We start from the raw sequence: 22,424 nt of genomic DNA, 5'->3' as shown, positions 1-22,424 counted from the left end.
TCAGTGATGGAAAGCTTATGGACTTGCATAGTAAAGAAATCGTATTTTAGTCTCTAACTCTAGAAGAAATTTACCCTACTATTTTAGATTTATCTATGAAGGTTCACTAGTCTTTGGTCGATATAAAGGATATGAGCAAATGATATTTGTACGTATCAAAATACATAAACGAAAGGAAGAGTGGAATGGATAAATCTAAAATCCAAAAAGTAAATAAAGCCTTGATTGCAACAGTATTTGCTTCAAGTGGGATTGCTGCAGTAGTATCGCCACCAAAAGCAGCAGCGGCTACTTCTCCCTTTACGGATATTAACCAATACTCGGATAATTATAATGAAATATTAAAACTATATTCTCAGGGCGTAATGAGCGGTTTTGCGGATAATACTTTCCGTCCTGATGTCAGTGTAACTCGTGGAGAGGCAGCGAAAATGCTGGCAACTGCGTTAAAATTGGATACAAAAAATATCCAAGATCCTTACTATAAGGATGTTCCAAAGGGCAATCAATATTATAAATACGTAGCGGCATTGCAAAATGCAGGTATTATGTCGGGCTATTCAAATGGCATGTTTATGCCGAATGAAGTGTTGACTAGAGGGGAACTAGCCAAAATGGTTGTAGTTGGATTCCATCTAGAGGTATCCCCTACATACAATAATATTTTCAAAGATGTGAATAGCAAAACAAACAATGCCATCTATATTCAAACTTTAATCGATTTGAATATTACAAAGGGCACAACTCCTGTTACATTTTCTCCATTTGATCCTGTTACTCGCGGACAGTTTGCTTCGTTTGTAGTGGGTTCACAAGAGAAGAAAAATAATGAAACATCTTACAAAATCACAAATGTGGATGATGACGCAGTTTATATAAATGGCCAGTCATATACAATTCCAGAGAGTCTTGCTCATATTTTTAACGAATATAATGCTCCGGTGTTAAAAGGTGCATTCATTGAGGGAGATTTATCGAGTAAGGGAATTCGCTCCATTTCAAAATTGACCCTTAATGCAAGTGGGACAAGCACACGTTCTCTAGATTTTGATGGAAATTACGGTTCTTTTGGTGCAACGATTGTAGTAAATGGTAATTATATAGAATTCTCGAATATGACGCTGACAGGGACAATGTTTGTCAACGAAACCGTTCGCCCACCATTGCATTTAGGGGCTACTTACAATCAACCATTAGCTCTTGGTCGTGTGGCAAGTAACAATATTTCATTTATTAATTGGTCAAACCCAGATAACAATAAAGGCGATGATTCGTCAAATAACAATTCGAACGATCTTCAAAATTGGACAAAACCAAATACTGAAAATGACAAGCCTTTTGTTAACTGGTCTAAAGAAAAAGAGGAAATGAAAAATGTTGAGAAGTATTTAGAATTCTATAACAGCAGTGTTTCTCGGCTAGTAGTTTCTCAAACTGGTACAAAAATTGAAACAAATACAAAACTACCACGTGTAGACATCATTGGGAATGTCCGAGAGTTTGAAATTCAAGGCAATATTGGCACGTTAAATTTAAATACTGAAACAAAGCTTACAATTTATGGTTCAGGAAATATCGATTGGATCAATTACAATAGCTACACAGATCTAGAGCTGTATATTGATGGACGAATTGGCACATTATTTGTTGATAATTCATATGGCAAAATTGATATTGGAGATTATACGTATATTGATAAGGTCATCTTACCTAAGGATGGATCACCAAATAATATCTTCGACGATTTCCTCGATGATAAAGATAATATAGGCAATATTACTGATCCAGATGGCAAACCAATTGATAAAGAGGAAAATGAGAATCAAAATCCTGATGATAAAACAAAACCAATCATTAGTATTACGAATGTAAAAGTCCTAAATGGCAGCGAAATTCAAGCAGATTTCACTTCTGATGAAGTCGGTACGTACTATTATATTGTGCGTGAAAAGGGCGCAGAGGTACCAAATAAAAGTGAAATGGTTAACCGTCTCTCAAATAAGAACGTAGCACATGGAACTGCGGCAGCCATCAAAGGAACAAACTCAATTAAGGTTTCTAATTTAGGTGAGAAAAAAGAATATGTTATCTACATTATGGTTGTGGATGGCTCGAAAAATGCATCGGACATAGTTTCTCAAGAGTTCCAAATGAAAGATGCTTCACCACCAGTAGTGAAATCCCTCCAAGTTACGCCATTACATGGAGGAACACGTGCTGAATTTACTTTTACAGCCAGTGAACCAGGAGACTATTACTATTATATACGTAAGAAAACAACAGCAACTGATCCAACAACGGCTGACATCGTTGCTAACCCAACAGGAAAAGGCGAAGCAAAAGCTGGTGAACTTGGCATAAAAGGCATTCTAACGGGATTAGATGCAGAAACAGAATATCAGCTTTACGTTGTGATGAAAGATAATTCAGGTAACTTTTCGATAGACCCTCCTGCGGTAAAAGATTTTAAAACTGGTGCGCTTGATAGTGTTCATCCATATGTAGAACAAGGAAAGTTAGTAAGGAAAAGCAATAATCAGTTTGAACTTACTGTTAGTGAAGCATTAGATCCAGAAAGTGCGAACGATATTAACAATTATTTATTAACGGGTACAGTTATTGTTAACGTAACTGGAGAAAAAGGAATCAAACCATCAGCTGTAGAGTATAAAGCAGGAGATAAAAAAGTTTTATTAACAATACCATCTGATACGGGGTTTGTTAATGGTGATACGTTGCGTGTAACGGTATTACCAGGTGTTAAAGATTTAGCGGATAATGCGTTTGAAAATACTGGCACAGTGAAGCCAGGTGACCCGGTTCGTAACTATGCTGAGTATAAACATGAAGACACTGTGGAACCAAAGATAACAATAAAAGATCCAGTGAATAAAGCGGATGAATCTGATGGTTTCCGTAGAGCTGAAATCGAATTTGAGCCTAATAAAGCGGGAACGTATTACTATATGATACTACCTAATACAGTAATAGATAATGGCGAAACGAAGACCTTCCAACAATATTTAACAGATCATAAAATTACTGAACGAGATTTCATTAATGAATTTGCAGGTGACACTGGTAAATCTGGTTATTTCCAAATTGGTGGAAAAGATATATATATTCAACGTGGCTCAGGGACAGCAGATTTAGAAACAGCTACGCAAAAATTCCCTGTATCTGTGGAACAAAATAAACTCGATCCGTTTAATAGCTATTCTATTTACATGGTACTAAGAGATCGTGGAGGAGAACTTTCTAAAATCGCAGGTCCTAAGACAGTATTCGAAGATACTAAGGCACCTTTAATTCGTAATTTAGAGATTAAGCCAAAAGAGAATGATGATACAAAAGCAACTATTAGCTTTGAGACAAATGAAACAGCAAAAGTTCATTACTGGTTTGTGGAAAAAAGAATTAAAGATAAGGATGGTATATTAATTGATAATCCTGATGCTAATTTAACCGCTCCAGCAGATGAAAAATATTTAGAAACAAAACTCAAAAGTAGTCCATCTGTTGAAAAGATTGGAAAAGGTCTGTCAGGGACGGTTGATGCCAGAGGCGTTACTTTAAAGCCACATACTGAATATGTGGTTTATGTTGGAGCAGAGGACACACCTGGAAACTTTACAATTTATAAAGCTAATGTTCCATATAATGATCACGATAGAACTTCAACAGGATTAATGAAACAAGATTTCTACTCTGATGGAACACCACCAAGCATTGGCATGGTTTCCCCATTGGATAACAAATATTATCCAGGTCTTATTTATCGTAACAGCGACGATACATTTACCATTACTTTTAGTGAAACAATTATGCGTGATGAAAATGGTAAGTCTAAACTTGTAAGTACAGGTGATACAGTTGTTGTTAATTTAGCAGATATTATGACGATTACGACAAAAGATTCCAATGGTAATGAGATTGATGTGACAGCTAAATATGCCCCTGTTACTTATACTACTGGAACAGATACAACGAAAGCTAGTAAGCTCATTATTAAATCGAAAACATCTAATGACGCAAATCAAACAATAACAGTTACAATGAAAGATAGTACTCGAGACTTTGTGATTCCAGGCTATGAAGGCCATAAGTTCGTTGATAAGGCACAATACTTATACAGAACATTGGATGCGAAGTTTATGGAAATTAAACTCGGCTACCTGAATACATCGGGTGACGATAGAAAAGTTCAAGCGACATTTGATTTACTAGGTTCTGCTCAACAATTCTATGAGAATGGCGAATCACTGAAGTACTATTATTTATCCGATACTGCAGGAACAAATGAAACAGTTATTGCTAATAGAACACCTTCACAAGTGATTCAAGCGGTTGTACATGGTACAGACAGTTCTTTAGCAAAGGGAACAGGAACAGTTGCTACTAATGTTGCTCGTGTTACAAAAGAACTAACACATCCAGCCAAATTCTTCAACGGAGACTGGGTGACAATTGTATTAGAAGACAAGTATGGTAATTTCCATAAGTTCTATGCAAAGGTTGGTTATAAAGACCCTTCAATACAATAATTATTAAAAAACCAAGTAGATTTATACAAGTCTACTTGGTTTTTGTTTATTATTAATTTCTCTTTATTTCCTTGAGTTAGAATCCAAAAACCGTGGAAGGCGGCCAAGCATACAAGGTAGGACACTCACATGGTCCACCTCATCAAACTTCACATAATTAGTATGAATGTTTTGGTCGCTTAAACGCTTCAGTCGTTCAGCCGCTAGATCAGCTCCCTCTAACATATCTGGCAACTCGTTAGCACCTATTGTGAGTAAGAGATTGATAGCATGCTGACCGTTCCAATCATCAAAACATCTGTCTATTACTTTTAGTACTGCATTGTCAGCCCACCAAACAGAGGGACTGCCAGCTACAATGTGACTGAATAAGTGAGGTTTTGCACATAAAGCATATAGTGTGAAAAGACCGCCTAAGGAATGACCAACAATCGCTTGCTTCTTTTTATTGATAGGCCATTCCTTTGCTATAGCAGGCATGAGCTCATGTTCAATAAAATCTAAGAACTCATTAGCTTTGCCATTTGGAGGCCAAGGCGTTCCATCTGGACGTGGTGGCAGATGTTCTTTGGTAACAGGTAGTGTAAAATCGAGACAGCGTCGCTCCATATCAAAAGGTTCCTTTGAGGGATAACCGATGCCAATAACAAGAATAGGATCATAGCCTTTTGGTTTACGTGTTTGTAATTTCACTGCCTCTGCAAGTGTTGGAAAAAGGGCGTCCCCATCTAAGGCGTAGATGACAGTATAACCATCTGCTGGTGGTTCATCTGTTGGGCTTGCAATTAAAATGCGATAATCTAGCTGTTGACGAGATGTCATGGCAACTTCAAAGTAGTTTTCTGATGTATAAGGTTTCTTTGTCATTGTTATCATGGCGCTAAAAACTCCAATACATCTTCTATCACTTTTCCTTGAGCATGAATACCGCCATTTAGCCAGTAATCCGCGGATGTCTCAAATACTTGATTGTTTTTGAAGGCTGCTGTACTTTGCCAAATTTTACTGTTCTTCAACTCATTTAAAAATTCATCCCCAAGATTACCATCATTGATTAGGAAAATATAATCGGCATCCAGTTCAGGTAGAATCTCCAATGATACTTCGAAGGCACCATTTTTCACGTAGCTGCTTTGTTCAAATCCTAATTCATGTGTTAAGACATACCCACTAAAATACTCATCTGTCATGAAAAACATACCTTTTGCATTAAAGCGAATTAACGCAATTTTTTTACCCTCTGTTATAGAGGATAGCTTTGTTTTTGCTACATCTACTTTTTCTTGATAATCCTGTATGGCTTGCTCAGCCTTGTCTGTTTCATCAAGTAGTTGCCCTAAAACTTTAATAGAGCCTTCTAAATCACTTGCAGCATTATTAAAAACATAGGTTGGTGCGATTTTTGCATATTTTTCATAGGTGCCATTTTCCACATAAAATGAATTGTGCAAAATAATTAAGTCTGGTTTATCTGCCATAATGGCTTCGGCTGATGGGGGACCGCTTGCAAAGCTAATTTCTGGTATACCCTGTAGCTGATCTTGTAAATAAAGCTGTGGCTTAACACCATTAGACCATTGCATAGTAGGCTTGATACCAAGAGCTAGTAAAGAATCCTCCATGACAGGTGCAAAAATTTTAGTAGGCTTAGCTGGTAGTGTTACCTCATTACCAACCTCATCTTTTAGTGTTAATGGATAAATACTTTGCTCCTTTGTACTTTCTGAGGATGCCTGCAATTCTACTTGTTCCACTTTATTGCTTGATTGGGTATTGCAGGCGGAAAGTATGCCGATAGTAAGCAAAAACATCGTTGATAAATAGGCAGATTTTATAATTGTATGACATTGAATAGGACAATTTTGTTTCATTGTTCATCAAAGTCTCCTTCCAGTGATAATCATTCTCAAATGGAATTATAAATCACTGTCTGATACGTTACCATGGACGGGGACAGGAAAAGGATTTGGATTTTTTCCGGTTAGCATAAGTAACATTTCATCTAGCATTCGGTTTATAGCAATAGCTGAGTATTCGAACCAAGGATTCGAAGGTAAAACATAGACATGTCCATTTTTTACAGCACGGAGCTCTTTCCAACGATCAAGGTATTGTAGAGTAAGCCAATAATTTCGGGTTGGTGAATCGGGACAAATGATAAATAGCAAACGGTCAGGGTCTATATTTACTAGCTGATCAAGTGTAATATGCTCATTATATGTTTGTTGGTGAGTATCGACAGAGCGAAGCTGTAAATCTGTATACAGTACATCCTGAATCCCTTTATTACAATACATAAATAATTGATCACCGCATAAACGAAGAACAGCAAACGTATCATTTTCAGCAACTTGATTAATTTCTAATCTCGCCTGTAATACCTTTTGTTCATATGTTTGAATGAAGTGCTCACCTACGCTTTGCTTTTTAACAGCTACAGCTATTTCTCTCAGCTGTGTTCGCCAATCCTTCGCTTGTATAAAGACACTTTTGATGCCAATAGTTTGAAGCCAATTAAGCATGGAGAGGGAGGGTTCCTCTTGAAAAATATGAATATCTGGCTTAGCGGAGGCTAATTTTTTGAAGTTATCCTCTGATTCTGTATCAAATATATTAACATGCACGGGAATTTTCTCTTGATAATGATTGTAATAATAAGGACTCCATTTAGCATTCAGCGGAGCCGCAACTGGTATGATACCAAGCGCTAATAAATTTCCAGTAGCGGAGACGGAAAAAGTAGAAATACGCTGGCGAGCCATCTCACTATAAGCAGAAGGTGAAATCCCAACTTCCTTTTTAAATTTTCGGCTAAAATAAAATTCGTCACTGTAACCTACTTTTCTAGCAATCTCACGAAGTAATAAATCGGTATCACGCAGTAATTGCTTGGCATGTCCGATACGTAGCGCCGTTAAATAATCTGTGGCACTTTGACCGAATGCCTTTTTAAATGCCTCTCCAAAGTAACTGGAACTCAGACCCGAAATGAGTGCTAGATGTTTAATCGTGAGAGGTTGATGATGGTTTTTAGCAATATAATCTCGAATATCCTTTAATGATATTTGAGTTGTCGTATCTGTTATACTTCCCTTTTTCATATAAATGTCACCCCTTATTATAAGTATGAGAATTACTTGGCAGTAACCAATAGTTTTGGTAATGCACCGAGTAACTTCTCTCTTGTAAAGGCATCTCCGTAATTCCACTTTGTTGCATCCACTAAATAAGCATGGTTAGTTTGTACAGCAGGAAGTCCTTTCCACATATCGCTATTAATCAATTCCATCGTAGCCATTTGCGATTCGGGTTTATCAGATAACAACATAAAGATACGGTCACCAGCATACTGAGGTAAGTGATCTATTGGTATTTCTCTATACCCTTCGCCTGCTTGAAGTAGCTTTTTGACTTGTGGGTGAGGTTGAAAACCATCTGGATGAAAAAGAGCAGGGGATAGACCTGTACAGCCCATAATAAAAAGGCGTTTGCCATGATCAAAAGTCAAAACAGATGCTGTTTCGCCAGGCTCTATCACTGTTTGTAGCTGCTGCCACATAGTATTTTCTTGGATTTTAAAATATTCTAGCCAATCTTCTGCACGCTGTTGTTGGCTAAGCCACTGCCCTAATAAAAGAACTCGTTCCTCCAATGAATCCCAGGAATTTAGGGTAACTGTTGGTGCAATAGAAGATAGTGCTTGATATTGCTGCTCGTCATTATTTGTAAAGATAATTAAATCAGGGTTCAGCTTCGAAGATTTTTCAAGATTGATTGGAAAGGCAACATCTTGAATATAAGGAACATGGTTTTTATAGAAGGATTTACTAATAGAGTTTTTGTTACCACCTATTGGCTGCACATCAAAAATCAACATATCCCCAAACGTTTCTCCATGATAAATAACACGATGCGGTGAACGAGGAATGGCTACCTCGTGTCCTGTCCAATCTTTTACAACAGTTTTTTGTTTATATTGTCGTGCAAACTGTTTTGGAGGTATTCCAATTACCTGTCGGAAGCGGCGATTAAAATAATATTCATCATCAAATCCCACTTGCTGCGCAATATCTTTTAATGGCTCATTTGTTTGTAGTAATAATTCCTTGGCATTTGTAAGACGTAAATCTGTAATATAATCAAGCGGTTTCTTCCCAGTTAAGGTTTGGAAGATCGTACTATATTGCCATTGAGCTATACGAGCGAGTTCCGCTAGCTTTTTCACTGTTAAAGGCTGTTGAAAATAGTTATGTATATAGTCGATAGTTTCTTCAACCGCCTTTGTCATTGTCAACTGGTAGTTCATATGAAGCTGATGTTCAAATAATAAATTTAAGAGTTCATACAAGACTCCTTGTTGTTTAAGAAAATCCAATTTAGGATTTAAATTATACAGATCTTCGCTAAGACGAATTAATCGTGTATACGGATAAATTGTATATTCCACTTCATCAGAAAAAATAGATCCTAGATGTGGGGAAGGGTGCTTATGTTTTAGCTGAAAGGCTGAAAAGGCAATTTTATAGAAACGGTAACCATGATTTATATCCGATAAATCAATCATAGAATGGGGCTGAACAAGAAAAATTTTTCCTTTCGTCACCAAATAGGGTATATCATCAATCGTTAATGTCCCACAGCCATTTGTAAAAAGTATCATCGTATGATGAGAAGTCGAGATAAACGGATAGCTCTGCGAAATACAGTCAATATCTTCTAAATGAAATAGTAAATCATTGTTAATAGAAGCTGATTTATTGTCTTCCATCTGTTCACTTCCTTAGTAAATGAAAATGATTATCAATTAACTGTATTGTATAAAAAGTAAAGAGACATTTCAACAAAGATGAAATGTCTCTTGTTAGTTATTTTTTTAACATAGTAGGTAATTGTGATAACAGCCATTCTCTTGTTGAGGCATCGCTATCACTTTTTTCAATATCAAATGTGTAGACATGACCGTTCTTCACTGCCGGTAGGTTCTTCCAAATTGGACTTTCCATCATTTCTTTTGTCGATTGTTTTGCTTCATCATCGACTGGTGTGAGGATGAAAATTCGATCACCAGCATATTCAGGAAGAAGTTCTGGGGAGATTTCAGCAAAGCCTGTTCCATCATCAAGAATTTTTTGTATTTTGTCGCCAGGCTTAAGCACATTTGAATCGTATAAAACTTGAGAAAGTCCAGCACGTGCCATGACAAATAATCGATCTCCTGGATAATATGTTAAAACCGATGCCGTTTCATCTGGTTTAATGATGTCATCAGCTACAAGCGACTCCCACATTTTATCCGCTTTTTCTGTATAAGCATCCATCCATTGAGTTGCTTCTTCTTTTTTATTAAGTATATCGCCCAGCTCTGTTAAACGTTGGTTTAAGGGTGCAAAAGTATCAAACACGATAGTAGGGGCGATTTTAGAAAGCTGTGAATATGTTTTTTCATCTGAAGTACCAATAATGATAAGATCAGGCTTTAATGACAATGTTTTTTCCACATTAATAGGAAAACCAACGTCCTCCACATCTTTTACGCGATCTTCCCAAGCGTAATTTGTAATCCAAGAGAAGCCAGCACCAACTGTTTTGATATTCAATGCAAGTAAATCACCGTATCCTTCTCCATGATAAACCACTCTCTCAGGATCTACAGGAATTTCAACCTCATGACCTAAATAATCCTTATAAACACGAGTGGTTGATGCTGATGTTGTTGTCTCTTCCTTCTTCGTTTCTTCATTGGTAGAACCACAAGCAGCTAGTATGATACTAACCAGTAATAATAGGCTATAAATGAGCATATGTCGCTTTAATTTTTTCATGTCTCTTCCTCCGTAAATGATAATCATTATCGATATAGGTTAGCATAAATTAGTCAATGGCCTAGAACAATGGATAAAATGAAAAAGGGCCATTAAGGTTTATCCAAAAATCTAACTGTAACTTTAAAATAAAATCTGTTTTACCGTATAAGTATCCTTCCATTGGTGGAGAATGGACCTTTCATTGGACTAAGATTCGTGTGTAATGAAAGGGGGTAAAAAATGAAAAATTGTTGGATATTTGTCATAACAGGAATGCTATTAATTGTTACAACTACGGGATTTGGTCGCATGGCATATGGAGTTATATTGCCGTTTATGCAGGAGGGAATGAATTTCACGACCACTCAATCTGGTTACTTAGTTAGGGTTAATAGGACTGGTGTTTGTTGCAAATTTCTGGAGGGCAACCATCACATTGTTCCTTGCTTGCTGGGAGTGCACTTGTCTATACGCCACTACTATCGATAGCCATTAACCTGTATCCTAAGAAACGAGGTACTGTCATGGGACTGTTAATGCGTGGAGCCGGGATAGGAATGCTTTTATCAGGTTTGATGGTACCTTTCTTGCTTCATCAACTTCCTGAGTTAGGTTGGAGAGGAGCATGGCTAATTTTCGCGGTTTTGACACTAATCGTCGTATTGTTAGCGTTTTGTACAATTAAGCAACCAAGTTCTAAACAGAAAAACAACGTTTGGAGAAGGCATGTTATTTGTTACAAATTGGAACAATGAATATTATGGAAGTAGCGAATGCTGTTGGGTATTCTAATCCGAGTCATTTTGCAGAGGTTTTTAAGGAGAAATATGGGCTGAATCCGCGAGACTTTGTCAGATACAGATCACAATAAAACCCTTCAGCTTTTGGACAAAGCTGAAGGGACTTTTTTTACTTCACTATGCTATCCAATACATTTTCAATAATTTGGCGATTGGCAATAGCACCTGAATATAACCAACTTGAACTTGAATCGAATTCATAAACATGACCATTTTTAATGGCAGGTATATTAGCTAGCAGAGGATCGCTTAGCAATTCAGAGCTACCTGCACTATCACTGTTAATAACAAAAAGATAGTCAGCATCTATTTGAACGAATTTTTCTAAAGAAACTTGCGACCAATCACCAGCAGCAGAAGCTGACATCTCTTTCACAAGGCTTGGAGTTTGTAACCCAAGATCCTCATAAAGAACAACACCGCTAGAAGCTGTGTCACTTACCATATAGATTGAATTTTTGATATTCCAGATCACAGTGGCTGAAGGCTTCCCGACTTTGTTGTGAATTTCTTCTTTTGCTTCTTTAGCGAATTGATCATAATCTGCTAGAACTTCCTTTGCCTTATCTGTTTGACCAAAAATTTCGCCCATTTTTAATAGTTTATTGCGCCAATTATTATCCTCCGTTCCCATCACATACGTAGGTGCAATTTTGCTATATTGCTTATATTTTTCACCTTCAGCAATTTCAGGAGAACCGATTACAATTAAATCTGGATTAAAGCTTGTCACAGCTTCATAGGGAAGATCGAATTCAATTGTTGGAATATCCTTTAATGAATTCTGGAGATAGTCTTGGATAGAAGTCCCACCCTTTACGGACCATTGTGCAACGGGCTTTAAACCTAATGCTACAAGGTGATCTTCTAGATAAGGAGCTATGATGCGTTGGGGATTTTTAGGAATGGTCACTTCATGTGCTATTGAATCTGTTAATACTCGATTGGAGTTTTCTTCCTTTGCCTTCTCTATTGTGGAAGAAGATTGAGTTCCGCATGCAGCCAAAAGGATGGAAATAATTAAAATGCCAGTTAAAAAGGCATTCTTTTTTATAAATTTTTTCAAAGCTATAAGCCTCCTATTTCAATTGATTTCTATCATTCTATTTCATTATAATGAAAATGATAATCAATATCAATTTGATGTTTAGGAGATAGAGTTTAAATGTACAAAGACAATCAGCTACTGTCCCATATTTTTTATCAACCTATACAAATAGTGAAATTAAATGAAATGTTAAGTGACATAGAAACACAATTCACCTACCCATTTATGGTCATAGTGTATGAGGGATATATAGAGTGTACGCTTCAAGGTAGGCACATTAGGCTTAGTTCAAATTCTGTTATGCTTTTAGATAATACTGACGATTTTCATCTTCTAGAAACATGTGAAAGCAGAGGGATCATCATTCAATATCGTGTTTATGGCTACAAAATTGATCGTTTATTGCAAGCTTCTATCTTAATTGAGCAATGCTCCTATCGACTGATGAAATTAGCTAAAGAAGTAGAAAAAGAAGCAAACACTGAGAGCAATAATCCGTTTCGTTTACAAAAATTATTTGGTGAAATGCTAGAAGTGCTATACAGCCTTTTACGTGATAAAAATCAAAAAAAAGAAGAACTATGGATTGATAAAGTACTTCATTATATTAATCTACATTTCCGTGAGGAATTAACAAGAGAGCAGATGGCCAAAAAAGCACAGGTAAGTCCAGAGCATTTTTCTCGGACGTTTCATAAGCACACAGGCTATACATATAGTGAATATTTAACATGGCTAAGAATACGAGAATCACAGAAAAGGCTATTGTTTACAATGCCTAAATTAGATGAGCTTGCCGAGGAAGTTGGCTACAATGAGGGAACTTATTTAAGTCGGAAATTTAAAGAAAAAGTAGGTGTATCACCAACAGTCTATTATCAGAAATCGAAGCGTGTCCTTGCACTCAATACCAATCATACAGCATGCTTACTAGCTCTTGGTATTACGCCGGTGTTGGGTGTATACTCTCCATTTCTAGAGGGTATCAAGCCTGTCCCTAATACGCATAAACTAAAAGGCTATGAGTATGATATTGCTTCAAATTATCAGGCAATCACCGAAGCGTGTCCTGATATCATTATTAACTACAGTGGTGGTGATGAAAAACCATTATTACTGTCAGTAGCTCCTATATTCGAGCTACCATGTAGAGAATTAAGCTGGCGAGAGCAATTTGGGTTGATTGCCCATATCGTTGATAGACAAGAAGTATGTAAGAGCTGGCTCCAGCAATATGATGAACAGATAGCTCAGTGTAACGATATTCTTGACCAACAACATGGAGCAAGAGGGACTGCTATTGTTTGGGAAATAGGTAGTCATCAAGCATATTGTTTAAATAGTAGTCATGGAAGAGGGAGTCATATACTGTACGAAGATTTGGGCTTTAGTCGACCAGCTGCGATTGTCACACGAAATATTGAACAAACAGGTTACTTAACAGTAGATATTGAGGATATTGCTTATTTTCCAGCTGATTATATATTCGTCACTGCTCTTCCTACAAAAGATTTTGGAAAAGAGCATCTCTTGAGGGTATTACATTCGGAAAAATGGCAGTCACTTACAGCGGTGCAAAAGAAACAGGTGTACTTTTTGAATCAGTATGAATTATTTTATGGCTATGACCCATTATCTACAGCTATGCAATTACAAAAATTAATGGAAGTATTAACATCATAAATATACAGAGCAACAAATCACTTTTATACATAGACAGTTATTTTACATTCTTCTACAATTAGTGAGAATGATTATCAACTGGCATGTATGGAGGGAAAAAATTGCTGACACAAAATAGAAAATTCATAGCGCCACTATTTCTTTTAATATTACTTCTGTTAACGGCTTGTGGAGAAAAGGAGAAAAATACTAGTCCGACTACAGTGCAAGATACAAAAGAAGCAGAGGCAAAAACTGTTCAGACGACAAATGGTGAGGTTGTTATTCCGACTAGTCCTCAGCGTATTGTAGCAGAGGAGTATATTGCAAGTTTGCTTGTATTAGATGTGAAACCTGTGGGAGCTCCTGGGTTGGCACTTGAAAACTATTATTTAAAGGATGCATTAAAAGATGTAGAAGAAATCGGTGACTATGGGAAACCGTCGATTGAGAAGATTATCGCGCTCAAACCTGACTTGATTATTACTGGCAATGGGGAAAATTATGATGCTTTAAGTAAAATTGCTCCTACAGTTGTCATTCCCTATGGTGAATTAAAGGATGCGCACGAAGAACTTACTTATTTCGGTGAGTTGCTTGGCAAAGAGCAAGAAGCTAAGGATTGGCTGGCGCAATATGATCAAAGGATTGCCGATGCCAAAGCACAGGTAGATGCGATTATTCCAAAGGATGCAAGCTTCTCTATTATGGAGGACGCAGGCAAAACGTATTATGCATATGGTGATAATTTTGGACGTGGTGGGCAACCAGTCTATCAGGCACTTGGTCGCAAACCACCTGCTAAAGTAGCAGATGAAATGATGGAAAAGCAGTGGGCTGAAATTTCCGAAGAGGTGCTGGCAGATTATGCAGGAGACTACATTATTTTGACTTCAGATGATCGTACAGTTGAAGATTTTAAGAAAGATCCAATATGGGGTAGCTTGCCAGCAGTAAAAAATGATCATCTTTATGTTTGGCCTGAGGAGCGTTCATGGTATTATGACCCAACAGCCGTGTTGGCTCAGGTAGAGGAATTAACAAACTGGCTCACGAATAAAAAATAAGCTAAATAATTGAAAATGCTAGTACAACATACTAAATAAAATTAAATGAAATTCCATAAAATCACTCAGGCATTGGATTGTTTGAGTGATTTTTCTATGCTTATACAGGTTTATATTGAGAACGATTATCAATTATAATAAACTTGTAGGTAGTGAAGAATTGGAAGGAATGATGTAGGATGCTACCAAAAGAGGAGTTTCTATTTCTTTGGAATCACGCAACGATCAAAGTGCTCGATATAAGATATGAGCTATTCAAACCTGAGGAAATCGGAAAATCATATAAATTGCCTGCAAATATGTTTCTTTATGCCACAGGTGGTGGTGCGGAAGTTCAAATCGATTTAATAAACTATACACTAGAGGGCTTTCATCTTATTCACGGTGGAAAGGGCACCACACTACAAATAATGGCTACAGACAAAGGCTTTGAATATTTTTTAATATTTTATCGAGCTTCCATTCCTTTAACCTCAAATAAAATGATAGCAAGGGCGTTACAAACAAATAATCCTTTCAACTATCAATACAGTCTTGTTCCTAACTCGCCTATTACAATGTTTGAAAAAATATATTTTATGTATAAGAAGTGGGAAAATGCCAATAGCCTCAGCAAATTTACTGTTAAATCGCTATTCTATCAATTATTAAATGAAATTTTTATGCAGCTAGATCAGGACAGTGTCGACATTCAAAAATTAAATGTCTCTAGTCAAATTAAAGCCTATCTAGAGCAAAATTATGCACAGCCATTGACCTTAGAATCCATTGCGAAGGCATTGCGCTATAGTCCATCTCATTTATCCATTCAATTCAAGCAACAATTAGGTTGCAGCCCGATTGAATATTTAATTCAACTACGGATTGAAAAAGCTTCTATTTTGCTTGAGAAGACGAATGCTAGCTTACGCGATATCGCTATGGGTGTGGGCTATAGTGATGTCTATTATTTTAGTAGACTTTTCAAAAAGAGAGTAGGCGTTTCTCCTACAAAATTCCGTCAAAAGCAAAAAGTAAGTGATCTGATAAAAGATAGTCCTTCAATGTCTGAAAGATACTCCATTGTCGATTGGAGCTTCCAAGATTATATTGAGAATGGTTATCAATATAATGAAAGGAAGTATGAACCAATGAATAAAAGAGGTTTATCAGCTTTTACAACACTCTTTCTATGTCTGACGCTTTTATTAAGTGCTTGCAGTAGTGGGGCATCAACCAGTACACAGGGCGGGGAAAAACAAGCCTCTACCACTCAAACAGTAAGCGAATCACAAACAAAAACTGTCTCTACTATGAAAGGAGACGTAGAAATACCTGTTAACCCTGAGCGAGTAGTGGTGATGTATTATACAGGTGATGTACTAGCATTTGATGTGACACCAGTGGGTTCTTCTAAAATACAAGAGGGAGCAGCATTTGAGGAAGAATTAAAAACAGTTGAAAGTTTAGGTGAATGGTTTGAACCAAATGTCGAGGCAGTAATCCAATTAAAACCTGATGTCATCATTATCCCAAGTAAGAATGAGCTTTACGATCAAATGGAGAAAATTGCACCTACTGTCATGATCGATTTCTCAACCTCTCTAGATGAACGTTTAACAAAGATTGGTGAAGTACTAGGGAAAGAGAAAGAAGCAAAAGAGCTTTTAGCTAATTTCTATACAAAAGTAGAGGATAGCCAAGAGAAGCTAGAAGAGGCAGGTATTTCAGATAGAACGGTTAGTATTATGGAAGGCGGCAAAGGAAAAATGTCTGTTGTAACAAGCTATACCTTTGGACGTGGTTCTCAAGCTATTTATGAGTATTTAGGAATAAAAGCACCAGATATTATTCAAAAGAAAATAGATGATAAAAACAACACCAATGAGGCAATCGATGTTTCTTTAGAAGTATTAACAGATTATGCAGGAGATTATGTGTTCCGCTCATCTTATGAAGGAATGGTAGATTTAACAGATCATCCAGTTTGGGCTAATATTCCTGCCATTAAAGAAGGAAGGCTTATCGAAATGGATTTTGGTTTTTGTTACTACAACGACATTTATTCATTATCAAAACAGCTAGATTTCATTGTGGATCAACTAGTTGCTACAACTAAATAAGTTAAAAAATGGATGGTTTACCCCATAAATGTTTATTGATACATAATATTTATGGAGCGGTTATATTTTTATTTACGATGAGATAAATTTGATTATTTGACTTCGAAGTGCACTTGTAATAATAGAGATTATTTTTCAAAAAGAAAGCACTAAAGAAACCAACATTGTTTCTTTAGTGCTTTAATTTAATTTCTTATGATTTGGAACGTGCCAGGAGTAGTAGTTTGGATAATATGACGATTTCCACTGATGATAAAGTCAGCTGGAACTTGCTTGCCAAAACCATTTGAGCGATTGAAGGAAGAATTGGCTGGTAAGCCTTCTATAATGATTTCCATATTAGCATCAAAAGTTACTGGTTCCTTGTTTAATGTTGCTATAAGTGTAATGCGATTGCCCCTTTTTGTAACTTGAATGTCCATCACCCCTTCATCTTCATTGACAAGTGTATAAAGTGGAGGAATGATAATGGTCATTTTGTCTTTTGTTGTTAGAATAAAACGTTCCGTGTCATTTTCTGATGCGGCTACATTAATTTTGGCTTTATAGATATTTTTATTTTTTGTCATAGCTGTAGTTTTCCCTGGGACAGCTGCTGCATCAGTTAAAACAGGTGTTTTAGGGATGTTATCTTTTGTAGGAAGTGTGTGTTTTCCTTGTACAAAATCCACTAAAGTCCATACATTTGGGACGAGTTGCTGTTGAACAGGTGTTAATGCTTCAAAAGAAGTTTTGACTGCCTGCACATCCTGAGCTGTCGATGTTTTTGGTGATAAAGCTGCAATAGCGTTTTCAACTTCTTTAGCTGCTGCCTTATCCTTTACAACCAACTGTTCTGCATCAAGTAATTGTTGCTCGATACCTACAGGTAAAGAAATATTTGAAAACCTACGTAATGCATTAAGCTCTGCTCGGGCATTGGCTACATCTTTATGGAACGAGAGACGAGATGAATTAATCAATTGAATTTTATTAACCACCTTGTCAACAGATGTATTTGGCGCGATATAGGAAGTTAGAATTTTTTGCGCAGATGCACTTACAAAGGTTTTTTGCGCTGCATTCAGGGTATTATACCAATCTTTTGTTTCAATAACATTTTGATAATAATTAGAGGACGTAGAATCCACAGAATACAATTTCTCTTCAATTTGTGCTGCAAGCTTACGATAAGCAATTCTTGTCTGCTGATGTGCTGACAATGTGGAGTAGTTCGTAACATACTGTTTTTCTGTTTCCGTTAAAGCATTGTAAGCCTTCAAAGCTGCCTCTAAATTTGTTTGGAAAGTAGAAGTTGTATTGTTAATGTTGTTAATTAGTTGTACAACATTTGCCACGTTAGCATTGTAGCTAGCAAGTATGTAGGCTGGCTTTAAAATTTCGGTAGCCGATGCTGGTGCGCTGTAAAGAAGGGAGGGTACTGCCACTAAAGACAGTAATACTAATTTTTTTTTATTTTTCATATGATGAGAAACCTCCTATTTCCATAATTATTATAGATAAAATTGGCCTCGGTTCGCAGAGGTTTATCCAATATATGGTGTTGTTTTAATTTTATCATAGCCTAGGATATTTTTAAGCATTTTTAGATGAATAGGTAGATAGTTGATAGTTTTTTTGCCTATCTTTCGACTCTAAGTGAAATACTCATTGTGACTTATTGAAACAAATCGTACAGCCAGTTTCATTAAGGGCTTAGAGGATGATAGCTTCAAACCAAATGCATCCTTAACACAAGCCAAGCAGTTGTGGTGATGAACCGTATGTTTGAGCGCGGGTGTGTGAGGAGGCCACAAATTCTCACTTTTATTTTATCAAGATGTGACAGAACAGCTTTCAAAATATTAAATATTAGTGGCAAGAGGTGCTTGTTAATGTTTAGAAATTGTTGAGGAGGTTATGTTAATTTTTGATTGTTGTGATTATTGTGAGAATCATAGCGTACAATTTGAAGAAGAACTAGATATGCTATTATCTAGTTCTTTTATTTTTTAATAAGGGATTGCTAAATTTATGAACGATCTCTACAAGTAAGTTATGTTGGTATGGTGGCTGATTTATTGAATTACTTAACTTGTTCAGGATTTGTTTAGAAAAGTGTAGTAAGCTATTATTTGTAATCTTGTCAATGTCTTAAATCTTAAATTAACCGAGAAAGACTTGGCTTTTTTGTAAGCCTAGTCTTTTTTGGTTACTAAAAATGAATATTATCCTAATTTCAATAATCAGCTTATTGGAATGAGCCTCCTTATTGTAATGGTAAAATGCCATGCTGAATTGCATTTTCCACAAGAGTTTGTATCGACAATGGAGGAACAAATAGCTTTATTTTTGGGGGTACGTCCCATATGATTTGTACTCTGTCACCAAAGCGTATTTGTTCTATAGGCGCGTCAAGTTATAATTCGAAGTCAATTGGTACAGTTAAATCGACATTCTAAAATCAAAGCTCATTTATAGATAATCACTAAAGGCGAGTAACAATTCCTCCATCTTCTCTCATTATCAACACCATGTAAGGAAATAATAGAATTCAGTGTATTAAAGAAAAAACGGATCGGAGAGCAGCTAAAATAAATAATAATAGGTAGCACAGATCCATGGTTTGAATTCGCATATTTTCCTTCATCAATTCAGGTAGGAATAAAAATAGAAAAACTAAGCATACTGCTAATTGAGTTCCTTTAGAAAAGTTTGTGGTGCGTTCCATTGTCAGTAAATCTCCTAAAATTATTTCTCTATTAAAGCCACCTTGTATATAGTGATTGGAGCATGAATGCCATAATAATGTCGCTTTCGGTGGTATTTAGCGTAAAATAATATGTAACAGGTCTTTTTATAGGAGCATCCTTTGCTTACATGCTAGAGCATAAAAATAAAATGATTTTTCCGTGATACGATTCTAGAGTTATTTTGGCCAGAGTCTGATGTTGATAAAGCATCAAAACAGCTTTAAACAGCCACTTATACCATACGGAAAACATTAAAAAACTATTGGGTTGAGGGCGTGAAGATTTTAAGTCCATTGCTGAGTTCTGGATACAAACTAGTAGTTGAAAATATTGTAGTGGAAGTAGAACAATGGCTATCTCGCTTAAAATCATTACCTTCAATACAGCAGACAACAGTCGATAAACATGAACAAGTATTCCAGATGTATACGGGTGATTATTTAGGAGACTGTGATTATTTATGGGCGGAAAGTGAAAGAGAACGTTTAAGGAGACTGTGGTTGCACCATGCTCAGCAACTAAGCGAATTTTACATAAGAAATGAAAGTTACAATGCTGCTATAAAGGTGCAGGAAAAAGTGCAAGAACTATACGCTGATGCAGAAGATAACTATTTTACTTTAATGAAGCTTTATGAGCTACTGAGTAATTCAGCTGCCGTTGAGGAGCAATACTGGCTGTTAAAAAAGATGCTTCAAGAGCACTTGGCAGTGGAACTAAGTGAGGAGGTTGAGGTTTGGTATCGTAGATGGAAGCAGGCAAATGCTATAATACAAGTAGATGCTTTTAACTAGATAGTTTTTTAAACAGGACTCTGTAGCTTTCAGAGTCCTGTTTTTAACTTCAAACAGCCTAATTTTTACCTGGCTTATACTGTCCCGTGTAGGTAGAAATCGCACTATTTAATTGATCTACCGCATATGAAACATCCGATTGAGTCGAATTGCTATTAACTAAAAGTGATTCAGCGTGTGAAATGGCTGAGTTAAAAATATACCACTCATTGTATGTTGTCCAATTAGTAGTTGATGGTATACCTATCCCATTTTCTGAAACCATCACGTACATATCTTTTGCATGATTTACAAGTGATTGTAGATAAGTTTTATCAACATATTGTCCACTATTTCCAGGTTTATAGGCATTCTTATAAGTCCAAATAGCATTATTTAAATTATTGATAGCATTGGCAATATCTGCTTGAGTAGCATAATAATTATTTACGACTGCTTGAGCAGATGAAACAGCAGAATCAATTGCGTTTTTCTCTGATTGAGTAGTCCATTGAGAATTATATGGAATATTCGATCCATCCCAAGACACTGTAACATATTGAATAGAATTAATTAAAGACTGTAGTGATGCCTTATCACCGTAGCCATACTTTGTGCCATTCTTTTGTGCAGCCTGGTAGACTACCAGTGCATTTTTATATTGAATGATGGCGTTCTTCACTTGTTCTTGAGAGGCGCTATTATTGTTCGCTACAGCTCTTGCAGTCACTACAGCAGAATCAAATACTGCACGGTCTGTATGTGTTGTCCATTTATCCGTATTTAATATATCATAGCCGTTTACAGATACTTGTACATATGGCGGGGATGCAATTAGTGCATTAAGTTCTTTTTTATCAATGACAGGGAGCGTTACTGAGATACGGCTATCGTTAACCTGTACATTATTTACTAGATGCCCTGAATCTAAAGCTACTTTAGCTCCATCTTTTACAACGATTTGCTCAATTTTACCTTCTCCATAAAGGTTGAAATCTTTTGTTACATCAATTGTAAGTTTTTCAATATTAGCCATTGCTCCAAAGGATTCTACTTTGCCTACTACCTCTACTTTGGAAAGAAGTTGATCAGACGATACGTTGACTTTAGTACGGGCTAAATTGATGTTTGATGATTTCATATCGATTAAAGTAACGTATAGCCAACTTACCTTTTTCGTTACAATTGGTTTTAGTGTAATTGTTTCACTTACTACTACATCATCAAGTGTAACAGCTTTTTTTACTCTGTTTGTAATGATAAGCTGACCATCCACACTAACGTTTTGAACTTTTACATAGTCCGCGTTAACAGTGAGGTCTCCAGAGATTTGTGCGTTACCTCCATCAAAATAAACAGATTTTTTGCTGGTACCTGCTTTGTTTAATATTAATGCTGTAACGTCGGTAAGTTGTCCGTTTTTCACTACAATAGTTGCTCGGGCATTGGATAATGCTGTTTTATTTGATGTATTGAATAGGGGCTTTAATGCAGATTGAATTCTAAATGTACCGTTAGATGTTATCACAGTATCTTTTGTTATATTTTTGATCGTTACGGATTCACCTATCACCTTTTTGGCTGCTGCCACCTGTGTCTCATATAAATTTGATTGTATTTGAGATGTTGTGGCACTTGCCGTAGACATTGGTAATACTAGTGTCGCTGTAATAGCCGTGACCATTAATGTTGATAGCGCTTTATTTTTCAATTTAAGTCACTCCAATCATTCTATTTAATAGTTAATATATCATATTTTTCTATAATTTAGAATTAGAAGAGGATGTTTTACTATGAATCTCCATTCAAATAAGTCATTAGTCCTTTATATTGAAAAATAAATGTTTGGTGAAGTATCGGTATTTTTCTCTATAATTCTGTAAATTTTCTAC

General features: G+C 36.3%; 14 protein-coding genes and 1 pseudogene. 7 read left to right on the top strand and 8 right to left on the bottom strand.

What is annotated here, in order from left to right; genetic code table 11:
• The first annotated feature begins 185 nt into the window (after window positions 1-185).
• The gene (locus tag C7B89_RS01680; protein ID WP_115673052.1) at window positions 186-4,544 is read left to right on the top strand and encodes an S-layer homology domain-containing protein; all 4,359 of its coding nucleotides are present in this window, start codon (window positions 186-188) and stop codon (window positions 4,542-4,544) included.
• 63 nt (window positions 4,545-4,607) lie between these two features.
• Here C7B89_RS01680 and C7B89_RS01675 read toward each other — a convergent pair whose 3' ends face one another.
• The 5 genes from C7B89_RS01675 to C7B89_RS01655 all read right to left on the bottom strand — a co-directional run bounded on the left by C7B89_RS01675 (window position 4,608) and on the right by C7B89_RS01655 (window position 10,366).
• Window positions 4,608-5,420 carry an alpha/beta hydrolase gene (locus tag C7B89_RS01675; protein ID WP_048390747.1) on the bottom strand — a complete coding sequence of 271 codons (813 nt, stop codon included), beginning with the start codon at window positions 5,418-5,420 and terminating at the stop codon, window positions 4,608-4,610.
• On the bottom strand, window positions 5,417-6,415 hold the full coding sequence (locus C7B89_RS01670) for an ABC transporter substrate-binding protein (RefSeq protein WP_115673051.1): 999 nt from the start codon (window positions 6,413-6,415) through the stop codon (window positions 5,417-5,419). Before C7B89_RS01670 ends, C7B89_RS01675 begins: the two co-directional genes overlap by 4 nt.
• Before the next feature lie 45 nt (window positions 6,416-6,460).
• On the bottom strand, window positions 6,461-7,645 hold the full coding sequence (locus C7B89_RS01665) for a helix-turn-helix domain-containing protein (RefSeq protein ID WP_115673050.1): 1,185 nt from the start codon (window positions 7,643-7,645) through the stop codon (window positions 6,461-6,463).
• 32 nt (window positions 7,646-7,677) lie between these two features.
• Entirely contained in the window at window positions 7,678-9,312 is a 1,635-nt protein-coding gene (locus tag C7B89_RS01660; RefSeq protein ID WP_048390744.1) for a helix-turn-helix domain-containing protein, read from the bottom strand.
• Between the two features lie 97 nt (window positions 9,313-9,409).
• Complete coding sequence (locus tag C7B89_RS01655; protein WP_167444819.1) at window positions 9,410-10,366, bottom strand: ABC transporter substrate-binding protein; 957 nt, start codon at window positions 10,364-10,366, stop codon at window positions 9,410-9,412.
• Between the two features lie 222 nt (window positions 10,367-10,588).
• On the opposite strand from C7B89_RS01655, the pseudogene C7B89_RS23510 reads away from it, so the two are divergent.
• Both C7B89_RS23510 and C7B89_RS01645 read left to right on the top strand, forming a co-directional pair.
• Window positions 10,589-11,040 (top strand): annotated as a pseudogene (locus C7B89_RS23510) (MFS transporter); the annotation flags it as partial.
• A gap of 41 nt (window positions 11,041-11,081) precedes the next feature.
• A complete protein-coding gene (locus C7B89_RS01645) occupies window positions 11,082-11,219 on the top strand; it encodes a helix-turn-helix domain-containing protein (RefSeq protein WP_233436282.1) in 138 nt (45 codons plus the stop codon).
• Between the two features lie 38 nt (window positions 11,220-11,257).
• On the opposite strand, the gene C7B89_RS01640 is transcribed toward C7B89_RS01645, so the two are convergent.
• Complete coding sequence (locus C7B89_RS01640; protein WP_115673049.1) at window positions 11,258-12,214, bottom strand: ABC transporter substrate-binding protein; 957 nt, start codon at window positions 12,212-12,214, stop codon at window positions 11,258-11,260.
• A 99-nt stretch (window positions 12,215-12,313) separates the two neighbouring features.
• On the opposite strand from C7B89_RS01640, the gene C7B89_RS01635 reads away from it, so the two are divergent.
• The 3 genes from C7B89_RS01635 (at window position 12,314) to C7B89_RS01625 (ending at window position 17,027) form a co-directional block, all read left to right on the top strand.
• A complete protein-coding gene (locus C7B89_RS01635) occupies window positions 12,314-13,879 on the top strand; it encodes an ABC transporter substrate-binding protein (RefSeq protein ID WP_115673048.1) in 1,566 nt (521 codons plus the stop codon).
• A 101-nt stretch (window positions 13,880-13,980) separates the two neighbouring features.
• Window positions 13,981-14,925 carry an ABC transporter substrate-binding protein gene (locus tag C7B89_RS01630; RefSeq protein WP_054548929.1) on the top strand — a complete coding sequence of 315 codons (945 nt, stop codon included), beginning with the start codon at window positions 13,981-13,983 and terminating at the stop codon, window positions 14,923-14,925.
• Window positions 14,926-15,104: 179 nt separating this feature from the next.
• Window positions 15,105-17,027 (top strand): ABC transporter substrate-binding protein, encoded by a 1,923-nt coding sequence (locus C7B89_RS01625; protein ID WP_054548930.1) that lies wholly within the window; start codon window positions 15,105-15,107, stop codon window positions 17,025-17,027.
• 185 nt (window positions 17,028-17,212) lie between these two features.
• Here C7B89_RS01625 and C7B89_RS01620 read toward each other — a convergent pair whose 3' ends face one another.
• Entirely contained in the window at window positions 17,213-18,490 is a 1,278-nt protein-coding gene (locus tag C7B89_RS01620; protein WP_066038069.1) for a hypothetical protein, read from the bottom strand.
• A 1,544-nt stretch (window positions 18,491-20,034) separates the two neighbouring features.
• On the opposite strand from C7B89_RS01620, the gene C7B89_RS01615 reads away from it, so the two are divergent.
• Complete coding sequence (locus tag C7B89_RS01615; protein ID WP_244205548.1) at window positions 20,035-20,553, top strand: bacterial transcriptional activator domain-containing protein; 519 nt, start codon at window positions 20,035-20,037, stop codon at window positions 20,551-20,553.
• A gap of 58 nt (window positions 20,554-20,611) precedes the next feature.
• On the opposite strand, the gene C7B89_RS01610 is transcribed toward C7B89_RS01615, so the two are convergent.
• Window positions 20,612-22,243, bottom strand: coding sequence for an FIVAR domain-containing protein (locus C7B89_RS01610; protein WP_115673047.1), 1,632 nt, complete (start codon window positions 22,241-22,243; stop codon window positions 20,612-20,614).
• Between the last annotated feature and the right edge of the window lie 181 nt (window positions 22,244-22,424).

This window comes from Lysinibacillus capsici (assembly GCF_003367505.1).
Taxonomy (GTDB): domain Bacteria; phylum Bacillota; class Bacilli; order Bacillales_A; family Planococcaceae; genus Lysinibacillus; species Lysinibacillus capsici.
This window is presented reverse-complemented; position numbering and strand designations above follow the sequence as displayed.

Bases quoted from the DNA above. Each gene is read 5' to 3' on its own strand.
- C7B89_RS01680 (WP_115673052.1), top strand. From the start codon at position 186: ATGGATAAATCTAAAATCCAAAAAGTAAATAAAGCCTTGATTGCAACA.
- C7B89_RS01675 (WP_048390747.1), bottom strand. From the start codon at position 5,420: ATGATAACAATGACAAAGAAACCTTATACATCAGAAAACTACTTTGAA.
- C7B89_RS01670 (WP_115673051.1), bottom strand. From the start codon at position 6,415: ATGAAACAAAATTGTCCTATTCAATGTCATACAATTATAAAATCTGCC.
- C7B89_RS01665 (WP_115673050.1), bottom strand. From the start codon at position 7,645: ATGAAAAAGGGAAGTATAACAGATACGACAACTCAAATATCATTAAAG.
- C7B89_RS01660 (WP_048390744.1), bottom strand. From the start codon at position 9,312: ATGGAAGACAATAAATCAGCTTCTATTAACAATGATTTACTATTTCAT.
- C7B89_RS01655 (WP_167444819.1), bottom strand. From the start codon at position 10,366: ATGAAAAAATTAAAGCGACATATGCTCATTTATAGCCTATTATTACTG.
- C7B89_RS01635 (WP_115673048.1), top strand. From the start codon at position 12,314: ATGTACAAAGACAATCAGCTACTGTCCCATATTTTTTATCAACCTATA.
- C7B89_RS01625 (WP_054548930.1), top strand. From the start codon at position 15,105: ATGCTACCAAAAGAGGAGTTTCTATTTCTTTGGAATCACGCAACGATC.
- C7B89_RS01620 (WP_066038069.1), bottom strand. From the start codon at position 18,490: ATGAAAAATAAAAAAAAATTAGTATTACTGTCTTTAGTGGCAGTACCC.